Source organism: Sphingomonas sandaracina (assembly GCF_036663695.1).
GTDB lineage: Bacteria > Pseudomonadota > Alphaproteobacteria > Sphingomonadales > Sphingomonadaceae > Sphingomonas.
In genome coordinates this window covers 1-16,481 of the sequence record NZ_JAXOJK010000013.1, presented here as the reverse complement: position 1 = coordinate 16,481, position 16,481 = coordinate 1, and the positions used below count along the sequence as shown (strand labels likewise).

The 16,481-nt window shown below is 57.1% G+C and carries 21 protein-coding genes and 1 pseudogene; 10 read left to right on the top strand and 12 right to left on the bottom strand.

Translation table 11 applies throughout. From position 1 onward, the window contains the following. The coding region (locus U1707_RS18895; RefSeq protein ID WP_332801606.1) for a hypothetical protein at positions 1 to 232 on the bottom strand (232 nt) is incomplete at its 3' end. 53 nt (positions 233 to 285) lie between these two features. Between U1707_RS18895 and U1707_RS18890 the strand changes: the two genes are divergently transcribed. Continuing rightward, positions 286 to 549 carry a helix-turn-helix domain-containing protein gene (locus U1707_RS18890; RefSeq protein WP_332801605.1) on the top strand — a complete coding sequence of 88 codons (264 nt, stop codon included), beginning with the start codon at positions 286 to 288 and terminating at the stop codon, positions 547 to 549. 231 nt (positions 550 to 780) lie between these two features. On the opposite strand, the gene U1707_RS18885 is transcribed toward U1707_RS18890, so the two are convergent. Then, on the bottom strand, positions 781 to 1,194 hold the full coding sequence (locus U1707_RS18885; protein ID WP_332801604.1) for a hypothetical protein: 414 nt from the start codon (positions 1,192 to 1,194) through the stop codon (positions 781 to 783). 306 nt (positions 1,195 to 1,500) lie between these two features. Between U1707_RS18885 and U1707_RS18880 the strand changes: the two genes are divergently transcribed. Then, positions 1,501 to 2,352, top strand: coding sequence for an HAD family hydrolase (locus U1707_RS18880; protein ID WP_332801603.1), 852 nt, complete (start codon positions 1,501 to 1,503; stop codon positions 2,350 to 2,352). Then, positions 2,327 to 2,473: a type IV secretory system conjugative DNA transfer family protein gene (locus U1707_RS18875; RefSeq protein ID WP_443025737.1), complete on the top strand. Its 147-nt coding sequence runs from the start codon at positions 2,327 to 2,329 to the stop codon at positions 2,471 to 2,473. Before U1707_RS18880 ends, U1707_RS18875 begins: the two co-directional genes overlap by 26 nt. A 582-nt stretch (positions 2,474 to 3,055) precedes the next feature. Here U1707_RS18875 and U1707_RS18870 read toward each other — a convergent pair. The 3 genes from U1707_RS18870 to U1707_RS18860 are packed head-to-tail and all read right to left on the bottom strand — an operon-like array spanning position 3,056 to position 4,991. Then, the gene (locus tag U1707_RS18870) at positions 3,056 to 4,009 is read right to left on the bottom strand and encodes a replication initiator protein A (protein WP_088183874.1); all 954 of its coding nucleotides are present in this window, start codon (positions 4,007 to 4,009) and stop codon (positions 3,056 to 3,058) included. Beyond that, positions 4,006 to 4,338 (bottom strand): hypothetical protein, encoded by a 333-nt coding sequence (locus U1707_RS18865; RefSeq protein ID WP_332801602.1) that lies wholly within the window; start codon positions 4,336 to 4,338, stop codon positions 4,006 to 4,008. The genes U1707_RS18870 and U1707_RS18865 overlap by 4 nt, the downstream gene beginning before the upstream one ends. Beyond that, on the bottom strand, positions 4,338 to 4,991 hold the full coding sequence (locus U1707_RS18860) for a nucleotide-binding protein (RefSeq protein ID WP_332801601.1): 654 nt from the start codon (positions 4,989 to 4,991) through the stop codon (positions 4,338 to 4,340). The genes U1707_RS18865 and U1707_RS18860 overlap by 1 nt, the downstream gene beginning before the upstream one ends. Positions 4,992 to 5,189: 198 nt before the next feature. On the opposite strand from U1707_RS18860, the gene U1707_RS18855 reads away from it, so the two are divergent. From U1707_RS18855 to U1707_RS18830, 6 genes are all read left to right on the top strand, one after another. After that, the gene (locus tag U1707_RS18855) at positions 5,190 to 5,699 is read left to right on the top strand and encodes a hypothetical protein (RefSeq protein WP_332801600.1); all 510 of its coding nucleotides are present in this window, start codon (positions 5,190 to 5,192) and stop codon (positions 5,697 to 5,699) included. 150 nt (positions 5,700 to 5,849) lie between these two features. Further along, positions 5,850 to 6,161: a hypothetical protein gene (locus tag U1707_RS18850; protein WP_332801599.1), complete on the top strand. Its 312-nt coding sequence runs from the start codon at positions 5,850 to 5,852 to the stop codon at positions 6,159 to 6,161. Positions 6,162 to 6,324: 163 nt separating this feature from the next. Beyond that, on the top strand, positions 6,325 to 6,723 hold the full coding sequence (locus tag U1707_RS18845) for a DUF4160 domain-containing protein (RefSeq protein WP_332801598.1): 399 nt from the start codon (positions 6,325 to 6,327) through the stop codon (positions 6,721 to 6,723). A gap of 192 nt (positions 6,724 to 6,915) precedes the next feature. After that, positions 6,916 to 8,499, top strand: a complete 1,584-nt coding sequence (locus tag U1707_RS18840) for an AAA family ATPase (protein ID WP_332801597.1) — start codon at positions 6,916 to 6,918, stop codon at positions 8,497 to 8,499. 1 nt (position 8,500) lies between these two features. After that, positions 8,501 to 9,346 carry an HNH endonuclease gene (locus U1707_RS18835; protein ID WP_332801596.1) on the top strand — a complete coding sequence of 282 codons (846 nt, stop codon included), beginning with the start codon at positions 8,501 to 8,503 and terminating at the stop codon, positions 9,344 to 9,346. 326 nt (positions 9,347 to 9,672) lie between these two features. Further along, positions 9,673 to 10,257 (top strand): recombinase family protein, encoded by a 585-nt coding sequence (locus tag U1707_RS18830; protein WP_332801595.1) that lies wholly within the window; start codon positions 9,673 to 9,675, stop codon positions 10,255 to 10,257. A gap of 137 nt (positions 10,258 to 10,394) precedes the next feature. On the opposite strand, the gene U1707_RS18825 is transcribed toward U1707_RS18830, so the two are convergent. From U1707_RS18825 to U1707_RS18810, 4 genes are read right to left on the bottom strand one after another with little or no spacing between them, the layout of a single operon-like run. Next, a complete protein-coding gene (locus U1707_RS18825) occupies positions 10,395 to 10,802 on the bottom strand; it encodes a hypothetical protein (RefSeq protein WP_332801594.1) in 408 nt (135 codons plus the stop codon). An 11-nt stretch (positions 10,803 to 10,813) separates the two neighbouring features. Continuing rightward, positions 10,814 to 11,968 carry a hypothetical protein gene (locus U1707_RS18820; RefSeq protein ID WP_332801593.1) on the bottom strand — a complete coding sequence of 385 codons (1,155 nt, stop codon included), beginning with the start codon at positions 11,966 to 11,968 and terminating at the stop codon, positions 10,814 to 10,816. Continuing rightward, complete coding sequence (locus U1707_RS18815; protein WP_332801592.1) at positions 11,965 to 13,131, bottom strand: DNA cytosine methyltransferase; 1,167 nt, start codon at positions 13,129 to 13,131, stop codon at positions 11,965 to 11,967. Before U1707_RS18815 ends, U1707_RS18820 begins: the two co-directional genes overlap by 4 nt. Next, positions 13,128 to 14,267, bottom strand: coding sequence for a DNA cytosine methyltransferase (locus tag U1707_RS18810; RefSeq protein ID WP_332801591.1), 1,140 nt, complete (start codon positions 14,265 to 14,267; stop codon positions 13,128 to 13,130). Before U1707_RS18810 ends, U1707_RS18815 begins: the two co-directional genes overlap by 4 nt. Here U1707_RS18810 and U1707_RS19100 point away from each other — a divergent pair. After that, a complete protein-coding gene (locus U1707_RS19100) occupies positions 14,148 to 14,567 on the top strand; it encodes a helix-turn-helix domain-containing protein (protein ID WP_443025736.1) in 420 nt (139 codons plus the stop codon). The two genes, U1707_RS18810 and U1707_RS19100, sit on opposite strands and share 120 nt — an antisense overlap. Before the next feature lie 4 nt (positions 14,568 to 14,571). On the opposite strand, the gene U1707_RS18805 is transcribed toward U1707_RS19100, so the two are convergent. The 3 genes and pseudogenes from U1707_RS18805 to U1707_RS18795 all read right to left on the bottom strand — a co-directional run. Then, on the bottom strand, positions 14,572 to 15,006 hold the full coding sequence (locus tag U1707_RS18805; protein WP_332801590.1) for a very short patch repair endonuclease: 435 nt from the start codon (positions 15,004 to 15,006) through the stop codon (positions 14,572 to 14,574). 268 nt (positions 15,007 to 15,274) lie between these two features. Beyond that, positions 15,275 to 15,559, bottom strand: a pseudogene (locus U1707_RS18800) (AAA family ATPase); the annotation flags it as partial. 365 nt (positions 15,560 to 15,924) lie between these two features. Continuing rightward, positions 15,925 to 16,481 (bottom strand): DUF7986 domain-containing protein (locus U1707_RS18795; RefSeq protein ID WP_332801589.1); only part of this gene is annotated, 557 nt, incomplete at its 5' end.

The window sequence follows — 16,481 nt, the reverse complement described above, 5'->3', positions numbered from 1 at the left end:
CCGTCCATACTGCCAGCTCAATTATAAGCACCGCCTCGGTGTCGTCTCCAGTCCATGCCTCAGCACGTAGGCGGGACAACCGCTTGGCATGACCCTGCGCGCGTGCAGACGACAGGAATGGTGCCGCGGCCTGAAAGTGCTGCACGCTTAGCGCATGGAGCACCTCGGAACGCGCCATCAGCGCTTCCCGATCAAGCTGTGCTGCTGTGGCAGGATCCATGTTTTCGGTCATATGTCGACTATATCCGATAGAGATATAGTCGACAATCGTCTGCCTACTGGCGCATGGAGTTATGCGCGCTGGTTGGCCTAAATGTTCGTCGTCACCGCCTGGCTGCTGGCATGACGCAGGAGGAACTTGCCTTCCGTGCCGGCATGGATCGAACCTATCTCAGCGATATCGAACGCGGACGCCGCAACCCGACCCTACTGACGATGCAGGACGTAGCGACGCCGCTGAACCTTCGCGTGGTCGATCTGCTGGAAGGGAGCAACGCTATCGAACCGCCTGAGGCACCCTCACGCCCCCGAGCTGCGCGAAACGGTTAGCACGAGTTTGCACATGCTAACTGCTGTCCTCGCGCAGCCCTGCGGGTTGTCATGCAATCTAGATTGGCAGACAAAACCGGACGGTGTCTTACAAAAGCGCCGCTAACCCTATCCTGCCATCATGACCACAAAACGAAAAAGCGTTGTACGTACAACGCTCGGGTGCCGGCTATGCGTGGCAGCGTTGTTTAAACAACGGTCGGTTATTGGGTCTGCGTAACCGTTCGATCCTCAGTCCAGCAGGCGCATCTGTCCTGCGGCTTCCAGATCCACCTGGGCTTGAGATGGCGGGCCTTTGACAGCCATTTTTGGAAATCTCTTTCCAAAAATGGCTTCAAAATCTTGCAGGGGTGCGACGGCGTCCCCCCGAAGCTGGGCGCGAATTAGCTGCGACGCCCACCATGTCGGTTTGCAGCGACGCGCTTTGGCAGCATCTTCCAGCAACGTCATATCGTCCTGGTCGAGCCGTACCTCTAGTCGCTGCTTCCCTGCTCCCTCTGCCACCAAACTTTTCGTTGTGCGCGAGGTCGTAAGCGCTTGCTCGATCAACGCTCGCATCGCCTGCGACCGTCCCCCAAACTGTTCGGCAAAGGCGTCAAAATAGGCGGCGGTCATATCGTCGAGGCGGACTGTGAAGCGGGTCATATTTGCCCGTATGGCAGACAAAACCGGAAGTGTGTAGGAAAAGCGCCGCTGGGCCTATCCCGCCATCACGACCACGAAAGGACAAAGCGTTGCACGTGCAACGCTCAACCATCAGCACCTCATAAGCCCAAGCTTGCCCGAGCCAGTCATCCAGCCGCCCAATTCAATTGGCAGACAAAACCGGAAAGTGTATGACACAAACCGGTGCCAAGCCTACCCTGCCGTCAAACCACATGAGAGATTTCTGTTCGTCCGGACGAACTTTTCAGCGATCGTCACCGCCCCTTGAGACAGGATAATCTTGCAATGAGCGACGTCCGTCCGAGCTTCCGCAACCCGGCCGAAGAAGCCGCATACGATGCTGTCCTGATCGACCTTGCAGACCGCCCTCGCGGAAACGAGGCGATCATGGTTTTTCGCGCACCGACCGACCCCGAAGCAGCGGTGATCGCCGATGCGATGGTTCACGCCGGCGCCGTTAGCGAGGACCTGTACACCCGCCTGCTCACCGTTGCAGATCGCCATTACGCCGCGTTTCGTCACGGCGTTGGCCAACCCGTTACGCGCGCCATTGCGTTCGATGCGTTCGGCACCCTCGTCCAGATCGGCCGTAAGCGGCATTCATTCGAGAGGTTGATCCGGCAGGCTCGCGACCGGGCGAAGATGATCCCCTCGCCGATGACCCAGCCGATCGGGCTTGCCGACTATGCAGCAGCCCTCGGGTTGCCTCATCCGGACGCCGAGCTGGCGGCACTGGACGAGGAGTTGGCGACGATCGCGCTCTACCCCGACACGCTGGATGCGCTGCGCCGGGTTCGTGACCAAGGCATGAAGGTCGCCGTCGCCTCCAACCTCGCAATGCCCTACGCGGCCCCGTTAAAGGCCCTCCTGGGCGACTTAATCGACGTTTGGCACTTCTCCTTTGATGCAGGCGCGATCAAGCCTAAGCGGGCGTTCTACGCCGGCCTGATCGCCAAGCTGGAGTGTGAGCCTGATGAGCTGCTGATGGTGGGCGACACTTGGCGGGACGATATCGTTGGTGCCGTCGATGCCGGATCACGTGCAAAGTGGCTCGATCGCAATGGCCGCGCGTCCTACGTTCGTCGCTTCATTGCCGCTCGCGGTTTGGCCGATGCGTGCCCGGATCACCCCCGATGAAGTCCGCACACTCCGCCCCGATCGCCAGCTCCTGTTCCTCGCAGGTCAGCGGCCGATCATCGCCGCCAAGCTGCGCTACTATGCTGATCGCGAGTTCGCCGGGCTGTTCGATCCGGCGTAATTGAGCCCCGCTGGCGACATTCACCGTGATAGGCATCCCAAGGTTCCCGAAAGCTCCTCTCCTGCCCTCACCGCACGCCTGGGCGGCTTTAGCGAACGATTCCGTGCACCCCGCCCCCAACTTCTTTCTCGCCTAGCCAGCGGCGCTTGCGCCGCCTCTGTGACGCCGCAGGCGGCACGAAACGAATAGGGTATCGGCCGCTAGGCCGATTCCACTTGGTCGCCTTTTGGTTTGTCGAACGGTGCAGTGACATTAAGTGATTCTGTTAAATAGGAATCTTAAAAAGGTTAAGGGTCAAAAAGACCCTAATTCCTACCCTGTTTTCAGTGCCTTACCAACATAGCCGGTGGGTGAAACCCCGTGATTCGGTGTGTGAAACCCCGATAGTGCGGTGGGTGATCCCCCGACGAAAAGGTGTGTGAAACCCCGACTCTGGCATGGCTTGAACGGCTCTTCCGTGCCAGTTATCCACAGCGCGAACGCTGCATTACGCCGGCCGGAGCTTGCCCGACTCTGCCCGGCAAACCAGCAGGTGTGTGAAACCCCGATAGTTGGGGGCTGCGGTGGGTGAAACCCCGATAGTTAGCGACGGCCGGCCAGCCGGTCCATTCGGGCGTCCACCTCTTCCGTACGCCGACGATCGGCGTCAAGGCGGGCTCGCCGCTCCTCCTCCACGCGCATCTTCTCGGCCAGTGCTAATGCTTCGGCCTCACCGCGGAGCCTGAACAGCACAGCCGGGCTTTTGTCGGTCGTTTCGGCTGCTTCCATCGTATAATCAGGGAGCTGGTCTGCCTCGATCACGCGCCGAAGCATCCGATTGAACTCTTTGGGCTGGGCATCGCTGCCTGTCTTGTCGCGAAGCACCTCGACCCGGCACAACCACCCCCCGCGCTGCGTGCCGGCATGTTTGCGCGCGATGCGATACAGTGCCCGCTCCAGGCCTCCGGACAGGAGGAAATAGTCAGGGTGCATGGTAAGCAACGACTTCTCGTTGACGATCCCCTCATAAACCCAATCCGAAAGGGTCAGCGTCATGCCCCGTGGCTGCTCGGTCTCGGCGTCGGTGTCAAAGGTCCAGCTGTCGAGCCAGTTGAAGCCGGCCTTCTGCCGGCGCTTGGTCGCGCGGATTGAGGTGGTGATAGAGGTCGTCTGGAGCCTAAGCAGCGCCGCCTGCAACTCTTGATAATCTCTGCCGCCAGTGCCGCGCTTGATAGCTCGCAACAGGTCATAAGGCGTCGTCGTCAGCGTGCGCGGCAAGTCGTTCAGGCCCTGCTGCTTCATGCGATTGAGGGTAGATGCCGCCCATATTAGAATGTCGGCATCCCAAATCGTCGCCATTCCGTAGTCGGGAATCGCCTGCACGCGCACCCACGCCTCGCCATCCGGGCTGCGATACTCGATGGGCTTGAGGCGCTTGCGCTTCTGCAACGAGAAGAACGGACGCTCCATAACTTCCCGCTGGTCTTTGAGCGGGAGGTCACCGAGCGCAGGGATGAACAGGTCGAACTCGGGATTGGGATCACGCCGCTTGCTCACGGGGCGAACCTGGTGTGGCCCCGCTTGACGAGATACTGCCGAAGTAGGCGCTCGGTGACGACGGTGAGCGGCTCACCGCCCTCCTCCACACTGAGTTGGCGCAGTGCACGGTGCATGTCCTCGGGAATGTGGATCAGCACCGGCTTCTTGCCTGGATGACTGCTGCGACGCGCAGGCGCTACCGGCGTGGGCGTCTCGGCCGCGCGCCGTGATCGGCGCGGCGCGGCCGCCTGTTGCGGCTCGGGGACAGCCTCGACGATGGAAGCCGCTGCCGCCTCGTCCGGCTCGTCATCGAAGATGCTAGCAAGTGCGGACGGTCTCTTTGCCATTATGCTACCTCGCTTACTGGCTTAGTCGTAAAGCCGCTTAGTCGCTTAGCCTCATTATAGGCTGCGCGCAGTTCGGCCGCAGCCTTGCTATCCGGTTCTGTCTCTGCCGCCGTCCGGCCGAGTGGCGTAGCTTTGTAGAAATCCTTGCGGAAATGGAGCCGGCTGTCGAACAGCGTTACGCCCTTGGCGGCGAAGCCCGCATGGGCCTCCTGCCCTTCCCCGCCCTGATGCGGAACCTGTGTCAAAATGACCGCAAATGGGGTGCCGGCCTGCTGCACCTGCTTGACGGTCTGCAACACCGAATGAACGTCCAGCCCACGCGGTGCGACGGGGACAATGACGAAGTCTGCTTGCTCGGCCGCGAGCATGGCAATGTCCTTGGAGTTCGCGGGCGTATCGATGATGATAAGATCAATCTTGCCGCTGGCGCGTCCACGCGAAACGTGGAGAGGTAGGCCGGCGACGCTGCTGTCCTTCACTATCACGTCGTCGTCGTCGCGGCGTTCGGACCAATAGAGTGCCGACCCTTGCCGGTCGTCGGCATCGAGGATGACGACTGATGCCCCTTCCCGCGCCGCCTCGACGGCGAACCCAGTCGAAAGGGTGGTTTTGGATTGCCCGCCCTTCTGAGCGATCACGGCCCATACCTGCATAGCTGTCGCTCCTACTAAGCTGATAAGCGACTTATATCGCTTAGTCGCTTAGCTGCAAGAAAAACCGTTAGGATGGGGACCCCACGTAGATTCGCCAACATTCGGCCCTGACTTGTCCGTGGCTTACGGAATGCCAATATACATGGCACGGCTTAAAGCCGTGTTTCACTTCATAGGCCATGAGCCAAGGAGCACAGAATGAGCATATTTGGTTTCGGCGCCAGCTACGGCGGCGTCACGGACGTTACGTCCTACTTCCTTCAGCTAGGTGTCGCGTGCAGCGGCTGGGAGCCTAGCACACCTCCAAATGCAACCGCGTCGCTGCATGATGGCGAGGCTCCGTTTATCGAAGCAACGCTCCGGTCCATTCGGATTGGCGACATCGCGTTTATAAAATCGTTCTCGCCAGGCGCAGGACTGCGCATCAAGGGCGTTGGCTTAGTCACCGATGCCCGTCCGCACGAGATTGACACTACAGCCTTATATCCAATCGATAAAATCTGGCCATCGGAGACACGATTGGGCACGGGCGTAAAGGTGCGCTGGACTTGGCCTGATGTGCATGACGGCTCTGTGTTCTGGCTATTGCCGCAGCTCACTGATCGCGGAACGAACATGCGTACCGGCACGATCTACGAGGAACACGGCCCTGAGGTTGCGGCCATCCTGATGGACCTCATGCTCGATCCCACCATGCGTCAGCGATAAAAGTCGAAGTCGGCGGCATCCATCAACGGATGTCGCCGACGATGCCCTATCGCTTAGTCGCTTAGTCGCTTAGTCGCTTAGTCGCTTAGCTTCCCGTCAGCCGGGAAGCGAATTCTTCAGCGCAACATGAAGATCCTCGGGAGCCTTACCATGAGCCTAAAAAACATCCTCGTTGGCTTCACGGACGGTAGCGCGATGGTCTATCAACCAAAATCGTCGATCCGCATTGCGAACCGTGGCCCGAGTCCAGTGAGAAAGAAGGACTTCGAACAGGTCAGGCAATATCCTCCCGAGTGGGTTGGGTTCGGTAGCTTCTATGCGGAGATTTTGGCAGCGGGACAGCGTGTCGAAACGCATCGTGGACTGCTCACCGTGGACACGGTGAAGCACGACGTCGATCTTCCCCAAGGCGACCATACGCCGTCATCGATTGGGAACGTCGATCGGCACCGCCTGAGGTGAGGAAAGGGCGCTTCACCTCTTGGGTGACGCCATTCCCAAAACCTGTTCCCAGTTGCACTTTCCCGGAACGGAACCACAACGACGAAGAAACGGGAAAGCCGCAGATGTTTTGTTAATGCGAAGTGTCTAGCCCGCGTCGATCCCGATGGATGGTATATTAAACATGCAAAGCGTAGACGAGCTGAAGAAGCGTTTGTTTTCGGTCGGGGAAACGCTCCAGGGGCGGTTCGCATCATTGGATATGCTCATCGACGATGATGCGTCAGGCGTTTTCGACCAAGATTTTATGGTCATGCGAGTGTCGAACCTCGTCATTCGCATGGACACAATGGCCAACCACGGCCGCGCCCACCTTCACATCGACTACAAAGACGATCGGCACTGCGCGACCTACGCAATCGATACCGGCGAGCGCCTTGTCGGCAAACCAACGCCCTACGATCAGACAATCAAATCATGGATCAATGAGCATCGCCACGAACTAATGACCGTGTGGACAGCCGTACACGCCGGCCAATTTCCCACCGGCATCGTTACGAAGCTACGAGAGTCGGCATTCTAAAGCGGTCGGCGGCTTCAGCTTTAGCTCGTCACGGGACTCCGATTGCTGGGGACGTGACTAGCAGTGTCGTTCTGTACGTTGCCGAAATCAATCTACGACAGAACAGAAGGCTACCTTGATTGATCCATTCAACGGTAGTTATGCAAGCAGATCCTCTAGGTTAGCTTTGAGGCTGGGAGATGATCGAACACCGTGCGATTCTTTGTCGGAACCCAGCAACCCGCCTACCAAGGCATGCCGACCTTCCAGTTGATCAAGGACAATTGGAACGACTGGTTCAAATGGTACACGCTCTACGCGATCCGCGCGATCCAGCCCGACGGTTCGATTGTAGAATTGGGAAGCGCGAAAATCGCGCGCCAAGGCATGACAGAGGACCAAGGCAGCACCGAATTGCCGCCGGTCTTCGACGTCTTGGACGCAACCTATTTCTCGGTCGGCCAAGGCGAGAATTATTACGAGACGCTGATCTCGCTCGGCGATGACGTGCGCACCGGCTTTCTGACCGCAATGCGCGACTGCGCGTTCACACCAGCCATCCTCGACGCCAACGCCAACGAGCCCGTCCTTCAAAGCTCACTTCTGCGCGATATGGAAATGTCGCGGGTTCGCGAGCGCTTCAATCGCCTCGCCCACGGCGAGGTCGCGCTCTCGCCCTACAGCTTCGACTATCTCTTTCCACCCGATCCACAAGCGCTGACGCCCCCACCCGTCCTTAGCTTCGCGGTGACGCCGAACTCGCTGCCGGCGACCAACATCCATGTGCTGATCGGCCGCAACGGCGTCGGCAAGACCCGCTGCTTCGACTTCCTGGCCCGCGCCTTCCTCGGAATGCCGGCGGACGATCCGCAACAACCCGTCGGCCAGCTGCGCAACCGTGCCGCCAATCTGTGGGGGATCGAAGACCTGAACGCCGATCCCGGCTTCGCAGGTTTGGTCACGGTGTCGTTCAGCGCGTTCGACTCCACCGGCCCGCTGGGCGGTGCCAGCAGTGGCGACAAGCGTTACGCTTATGTCGGGCTGGTGACGCACGAGGCCTCGCAGACTAGCGCGCCGGTCGCGATGCCGCGCGGCCCGCGCGTCAAAGACGGGCACGAACTGGCGCACGAATTTGCCAAGAGTATGCTCGCCTGCCGCGAAGGCGTCCGGCGGCGGCGCTGGGAAAACGCCCTGCAGACGCTGGAGGCCGATCCTCTGTTTGCCGAGGCGAACGTATCTGCGCTCGCCGATTATCAGGGACCAGATCTCGAACAGCGCGCACGCAGCCTTTTTCGGCGAATGAGCTCGGGCCATGCCGTCGTGCTCCTTTCGATGACCCGCCTGGTCGAGCTGGTCGAAGAAAAATCGCTCGTCTTGATCGACGAGCCCGAGAGCCATCTTCACCCGCCATTGCTGTCCGCGTTCGTGCGCGCGCTGTCGGACTTGCTGATCAACCGCAATGGCGTCGCGATCATCGCCACGCATTCGCCGGTCGTGCTGCAGGAGGTTCCGAAATCCTGTGCCTGGAAGCTGAGCCGCGTCGGCCGCGAAGCCCGCGCCGATCGTCCCGAGCACGAAACCTTCGGCGAAAATGCCGGCACGTTGACTCGCGAGGTGTTCGGGCTGGAGGTGACGCAAACCGGATTTCACAAGCTGATCGCCGATCGAGCCGAGGGCCGCACCTATGAGCAGATCTTGGCCCTGTTCGGCGGCCAGCTCGGTGCAGAGGGCCGGGCGCTCGCGCGGGCGCTCAGTCTAGTCCTACCCGACCAGCTCCCGCCCCAGGGCGACGAATAGGATGCGCACGCTCCCAATGCCGCCTCAGGCGGCGGCCGATGTGCTGGCAACCTGTATCGGCGGCGTTGCCGATCCGGCCATGCGGCTTCGTCTGCAGGCGATCACGACACAGCTCGTTGCCGACGCCGCGAATTATGACCAGCTCGCCCATGTCCAAAGCCTGCATCAGGTCGTGCGCGCGCCGAATGTTGGCACCGTCACCCGGCCCGAGCTAGAAGCGCTCTATTCAAAACAGATGAGCGCCACGAACGGCGCGGCGCGCGTGATCTACAGCGCGCTTCGTAACGCCGCGCCCAACGGCAAATGCCCGCTTTGCGGCATCGGTACGGTCACAGTGCTCGACCACCATCTCCCAAAGGCGCGCTATCCCAATCTGTCGGTCTGCCCCTTCAACCTCGTTCCAGCCTGCGACTTCTGCAACAACGCCAAGCGGGCGCGCTTTCCGACTTGCGCGGAAGAGCAGACCCTCCACCCATATTATGACGACTACAGCCAGCAGCAGTGGATTTTCGCCCAGCTCGATGTCGCTGGGCCGCCCGTTCTCGTGTTTCGCGTCAATGCGCCGGCGCACTGGCCACAGGTCGCGCAGCTTCGGGCAAAACGGCACTTCGATGTCGTCAAACTGGGCGTGAGCTACACCTCGAACGCCAATGACGATCTCATTCCACTGCGCGATTACCTCACCACAATCGCGGCGACCAAGGGAGCAGCCGGCGTGCGTGCCTATCTCGCCGAAGAGCAGGCGCGCTACACCGCTCGGCTCAATTGCTGGCAACACGTCATGTTTCAGACCCTGGCCGCCAACCCGTGGTTCATCGGTGGCGGGTATCTTCAAATCCCGCAATGATATCAGGTAGAGGCCTCAAAGGCAGCTTTCGCGGGTGATCGGGTGGCATCGAGAGACCATTGTCAGATTGTTAGGCCCCGTAGCAGTCGAGCTGTCGGATAGCATGCGAATGCCCGGTTTCGGCGGGAGTAGACATTCGAGCGCGACTGCGGAGCGGCTTGAGCTGGTCGGGAGCGGTCGCAACCGCACACGTCGTAAAACACATAATAGCCGACACCCCGGACCTGACCCTTCGCCAAATCACACACGCCTCGGTTCAAAACCGTCGACAAACCCCGTCGCTTTGATAGAATGTGCGAGAACATGCTTTCGAGGGTTTGTCGTACATGCTGGTCGGATATATGCGGGTGTCGTCGTCTGACGATCGCCAGACGGTCGATCTTCAGGGCGACGCACTGGTCGCGGCCGGCGTCGATCATCGTCATCTCTATACCGACAAGGCATCTGGCGCACGCGACGATCGGCCGGGGTTGAAAGCCTGTCTCGACTATCTGAATGCGGGTGACACCCTGGTCGTGTGGAAACTTGACCGGCTCGGACGCTCGCTGCCCCACCTGCTGACGATCGTTACAGACTTAAGGGGGCGGGGCATCGCGTTCCGGTCCCTGACCGAGCAGATGGATACGACCACGCCACATGGCGAGTTGCTGTTCTCGCTGTTCGGCGCATTGGCACAGTATGAGCGTGCGCTGACGCGCGAACGGGTGATGGCGGGACTAGCCGCGGCCAAACGCCGGGGACGCCAGGGTGGCCGCCCGCCGATGATCGACACCGAAAGGCTCGAACGGATCACCGCCGCACTGGATGGCGGGGCCAGCAAGGCGTCTGTCTGCCGAACTTTCAAGGTGCCGCGTTCGACCTTGCTCGGCACGCTTGCGAGGATCGGCTGGACCGCACCCGACAAGATCTGACCGAACGCCCGTGACGGCCGGCAAAACCGTCTTCCACATCATGGCTGTAGCGTCCGCTATTAGCGTCTCAATTGCTACTCTCGACCGGCACATACCTGCAACGGACGGATATTATGTCAGGGCAGAAGGGTCCACTTTCAGACCGGTACGTTTTCTAACGCAACTATTTGTTGATCACTGCCAAATACCCACTGACCTACATCAGTAGTTTGTGGATAACGGACTTGGGAATGACAAAGAATTCCAACTACATTATCTACTAAAAGTAGAGGATGTCGGCGATGAAATAGTCCTAACAAAGCCTTAGATCCATACGTCTTCATGACAACCACCTTCTCATGATCCGATTTTGAATAACGTGGTTTCATTTCACCGACCAGAAGGTGGCCATCGAGGTATGCTATTAAATCAGGATAGCAGTTTTTACGCCCGCTTGGCGTTGTAATGTTTATCCCAAGCGGTGCTTGTCCTCCGGGAGCAACAAGTTGAAGCACTGTAGCATCGAGTTCACGTAGACGCTGTCGAACCGCATTGAAGATCTGCATCTCACTTAGGGTCATGGGTTAACGAGTATGCCGTCTGTAAATGCCACAAGATCGGCTATTTCAGCGTAAATCCTGACAGGCTTAATCTTCGTCTTCCTGCAACCATCTCTCAGATGATATGAGTATTGCAACATTCTACCTGGGGTAAGGTCCAGGTTGAACGGACATTTGTCATTGTTGAACGACGTCATTTTCGAGGTTATCTCGTCAATTTCGACCCCATTGCAATATGCTACAAGGTTATAGCGGCGGTCTCGGGTTGTTGGCCCTGTCCGACAGAATGCCATATCGTAGTATGTCATCATACCAACGTATGGATCACCTGAATGCGCCGTTATCCTCGTCGGGTAGAACAGAAGTGACTCCTCCCTGTTCCGGAAGTATTCAGGAATTTGGCTGATAGAAGTCGGTGTAGCGCGCTTTTCACTCACCAGTTTCTTTATAAGATCTTCTGTTTTTACAACCGCCAATTTAACTTGGCCACCTGGACCACCCCCGCCGGGCTTAGATATGGTTGGCGCTCCGTTTGCGTATGCCCGTGTTCGGGTCTGATCTATAAGCTTCTGAGTAAGCGGCAGCCGCCCTAACGCTCCTAGATAGTCGATTTGGGAAAATGCCCCAACCGCCTGCCGTAGGTATAACCCTAGCTCTTTGATCGCTGGATCAGTAAGCAGTGGAAGTGTGTCCTGACCGTTTAGCTGTAGTATTCCGTCTTTCTCGGGCCAATCGACCACCAATGATGGAACCTTGAACACATCCGTAAGTCGCACCGCGCCGTAGTCTGCAGCTGCACTTCTCAAATAGATAGTGGAACCGTCGTTCGACTGTTTTTTTGCCGGCATGATGAGTACGCTAGGACATCCGTTTGAAACGGAGGCGAGGCCGCGTGAAAAGCGTTGTATGGAATGCTGAAACTGGGGGGTACAAGACGCCAACTCAATAGCAAAGATTGGCCTCTCGTGTATGTCGTCCTGCTTACCCGATATAATAATATCGGGTTTGTCTAGATAAAGAATATCGCCAATATAAGATGGCAGCTGCGCGAATGCGACCGAATTGTTTGAGGAAGGTATCTTTCTAAAAGTACATTCACGGCCCAAGAGATTTACAACCCAATCCTTTACCGCATCCGAGCCTTCATAATATACTATTACCTCCATGCTCAAGCAACCTCTAGCATCTGTTCATCTTGTCGATTTGTTTTATTTATCTTATCCATGGCAGATGCGAGCGTCTCAGCTAGAACCTGTGCAAGCTTAGGGGGAACGGCATTTCCAACTTGATAGTACTGTGCGACCTGACCTCCCAAAAATTCGAATCTATCTGGGAAAGTCTGAATACGAGCGCACTCTCTCGGAGTAAGAAGCCTATGATCCTCCGGATGAACAAAACGTCCACATGTTATTTTATCTATTCCCGCCACAATCGTTCCAGAAGGGCTATCCCAATCCATTCTACCGTATATGTTTTTAACGTGGCCGCCGCTTCCATATCCACCATCCAGCATTTTCTTTAAGTGAGGAGTTAATAGCTCTGCCGGAACGTCAGGCAATCCTCCCCCCTTTGGAATATGTTTTAAGCGGGCAAGCAACTCCGGGGAATGCCGCATCGCCCGATGATTGAATATTTTACGGTTCCTTTTTCCCTTTTGAATATACTGGGTCGATTCCTCGCCAGGTAATAATCGAGGCAGGTCATAGATCGCCGAACCAAGGGTTCGGGGATACAAGACGGTACGTCGGACTAGCTTCTGCCAAAAGTCCCTTCCGACCTCACGAGCGTTGGGGAGATCACGACGGACGGCGAGCATGAACCAACGCATACGATTTTGCGGAACGCCGAAATCCGCGGCGTTAAGAACCTGTGCTGAACACTCATATCCACGTGCACCGTTTGCTGAAAGCTTGTGTAGCAAGGCTTCCGCATAGCTAGCGTGTACGGGATGCTTTTTGGAAGTGATACCTCTGACGTTTTCAACAAGAATAATCTTGGGCCTGACCCTGACGCAGATCTCTGAAAATGAGTCAACAAGCGTACTACGGTGGTCATTATCTCGCCGCTTTCCAAGGGTGCTAAATCCTTGACATGGCGGCCCCCCAAGCAAAACATCTAGATCTTTGCCTAGCAAATTTACTACTTCGTCGATCTTGTCAGGATCGGAAAGATCCGCGACTAAACACTCCGTTTTAGGATTGTTATGCTTCAACGTTGCAAGGGCTTTATCCCAGACGTCGACAGCAATTCTGGTTCTGAATGCCGGCTCTGCCTCAAATCCTAGGCTGAACCCACCACAACCCGAAAACAGATCAGCTACAGAATAGGTTTTCATGACAGTGCTCGTACTACGCTCGTTGCAACATTTTCTGCGAGAAGCGGCGGAACCGCATTTCCGACCTGAACATATTGCTCCCGCATATTGCCAACGAACGTGAAGTCGTCATCAAAGCTCTGAATCCTTGCCGCCTCTCTTACAGATAGAGTTCTATCCTCCCATGGGTGAATATACATGTAGCCATCCATGCCGATATGAGCCAGCACGGTCCAAGATGGTTCCTCGGGGCGAAGTCTTTTAAGACGGTCAAAGAAGATGTCTTCGCGGAAGGGCAAAATACGTCGTACTTCTGGAGGAAGATCCATGTACCGGTCACCCGGTTTCATACAAGCGAATACACGCTTAGCTCGATCATTCGAGACTCTACAAATATTGTTACCGACTACGCCTCGTGGCGATCGCACTCGCTCCTGATACGCAGTTCGTGCAGGAGATCTATATGGAAGCTCGCCCAATCGACACCCATCAAAAATATCGGGTAGATCTTCCAGCGCCTCTTGAACAGTCGGGATTGAGGACCGTGGTAGTGACTCTAGCATGTCGAACTGGTCCGTCGCCTTGGCAGCTTTGGGAAAAGTAAATGAGCAGCCGCTACGCGTACCGACAATAAAAAGACGCTTTCTGTTCTGTGGAACGCCAAAATCGACAGCGTTCAAAACTGAGATGTGTATCTCATAACCAGCGTCCGATGCCAGATCGATAAGATTGTCGAAAAGAACACCATTATACTTTGTCTTTAGCTGCGGAACATTCTCCAGAACAAACACATCAGGCTCGAAATATTTCACATATTCAAAGTATGTCTTGAATAAGTAGTTACGTGGGTCGGATTTTTCGTCCGTTTTAGAAACGTGACGGATCTTCGCCCGTCCGATCGTCGAAAAAGTTTGACACGGAGGTCCCCCAATCAGGACGTCTGGCCTTTGCGTTAGACCAGCCTTCGCTGCAAACGCAGCGGGCGAGAGATGTTGCGCCTCCGCAACGACAGTTGCGCATTCAGGAAAGTTGGCAGAATGGGAGCGAGCAAATACGGAGACCGATTCCAGCGCAGCCAACACTTGGAAACCGGCCGATCTAAAACCGGCGCTCATGCCTCCAGCGCCTGCAAACAGATCGATGCAGGTAGGCTTCACGCCCTTCGTCCTGCCGCGGCGCATAGCGTCGGAGCTTTGGGGGAGATAGACGATAGAGGCATGCGAACTCTCGGACAACTTATGGACAATGAGCGACACCCGCTGGGTGCCACGATAAGAGCGGCACGTCGAGAGCGCGGTTGGAGCCAGGAGGAGCTGGCTTTCCGAGCCGATGTTTCACAAACGATAATCAGCCGGATTGAGCGCGGACGCAAGGCGTCCTCGATTTCGATGGATAAAATACGCGGTGTTTTCCTCGCTTCGGAGCTATCTACGGATAAATACTCGGTAGATAAGTAAAAGATTATTTCGATTTTTTTCTGATTGTGGAAGTAGGTGGCATCGCCATCCTCAATTTTAATGTGAGTATAGATTCATTCTTAACTTCACATCCCCATACGGTTAGTACTTTCCAATTCAGTTTATTTAACTCCTCGGTAGTACGTAAATCCCGCTCTTGATTACCTTCAATCTTTGCTTTCCAGAACTCCGCGTTAGATTTCGGCGCAACGGCATGGCGACATCCTCTATGACCGTGCCAAAAGCATCCGTTTACCTGAACCACAGTCCGGTACTTGGGAAACACAAGGTCCGGTGTTCCCGGAAGATCACGGCGATGAAGTCGAAAGCGATAACCAAGCCGGTGAGCTAACTTGCGCACCACCAGCTCAGGCGCCGTATTCTTGCTTTTAACGCTGGCCATAATGCGGCTGCGGGTTTTATGATCGACTCTGTCCATCGATAGCTAAACGATATGCACGGACGATGGGTGCCTTGAACGCATGCTGCGGATCAAAGCCAATCGCGGTCCTCGCGATGCACGCACCTCATCCGAAGGCGAATTAGCGGCCCAATCAAGCCAAACAAGGTTGTCCAGTCACCAATCGGGAGGCCGAGTTCGCTTGCAATTCGCTCACGCGTTGTACGTTCACTCCAAAGCTGCACGAAGATTTTTGCTAAAGCACCGACCGCTCGGGTTCGATCGGCTCAGGTTCGGTTTTGGTGTCGTCATAGGCATGGATCGCCTCGCCGGTGCGCCCCGTCGCCAGCGCGCGCGTGGCGTCGCGCTGCCAATCCTCGCGCTGCCGGCGTATCTCGGTGATCTCGGCCGCGCCGTGGCGCTCGGCGACGCTGCGGAACGCCGCGCCGGCCTCGATCGCCTGCAACTGCTCGGGGTTGCCTACCATGACGACCTTGGCCCCGGCGTCGCGCACCTGACTCAACACACGCTCCATTTGACGCGAGCCGATCATGCCGGCCTCGTCCACCACCAGCACGTCCTTGGGGCCTAGCTGTAGCGGCTCGCAATGATGGTCGCATGAAACTGCAATAAAGGCTGTTTTCGGAGCACATTGCGTGAGACGGATCAATGCGGGGAACGCACGCTCGGTGAGACAAAAATCAAATTCGGTGCGACCGAGGCGCAATACTGATCCGTCCGCTTACGAATGATAAAAAGTGGTGGAGGCTGTGTGAATGGCGTCGGACACGCAATGCAGCCATGCGAAGGAAGTTCGGCTTACGCCTGCATGGGGGCAATGGGTCCAGGCAAACAAGCTGAAACGGCCTGGCAGGGCCGCATCGGAACATTGCGCACCATCGCGATCATCCTGGGCCTGGTAGCGGCCGCACTGCTCTGGATGCTCGTTCGCCAGCGCTAAGTAGCTCCTGGGGGCATCGTACAGAGGGCTGAGACGTAAGCGATTTGGCAACTACGCGCGGCATGCTGGGCAGAGCCGGACTGGAAAGCATTTTCCCCTTTGCCTGCCCTGAAGGTGTCCAATGCTTTTGGCACCGCGATCATGGCACCGCAGTTCATCCAGAATCCCTCCTGCTCAGCACGGAACAGGCGTGTCAGAAAATTGGGGCGGACGCCCTCAGCAAGAAACCCGTCAAGGGTCTCATCAACGACCCAGACCGTTCCCTCATTTAACAAATCGCGGACAATCCATCCAGCGACGGGATGCGCCTCCTGCACCGTCCAGAATGATATGACGCTCATCTGCATACCGGCGAGCACGGCTGTTTCATCAGAGGTCATCGGCGCCGATCGCTGGCGGGCGTAGCGCTGCAAAGCTGTGCTGCGCCCCTCGTCAGCCGTCCATACTGCCAGCTCAATTATAAGCACCGCCTCGGTGTCGTCTCCAGTCCATGCCTCAGCACGTAGGCGGGACAACCGCTTGGCATGACCCTGCGCGCGTGCAGACGACAGGA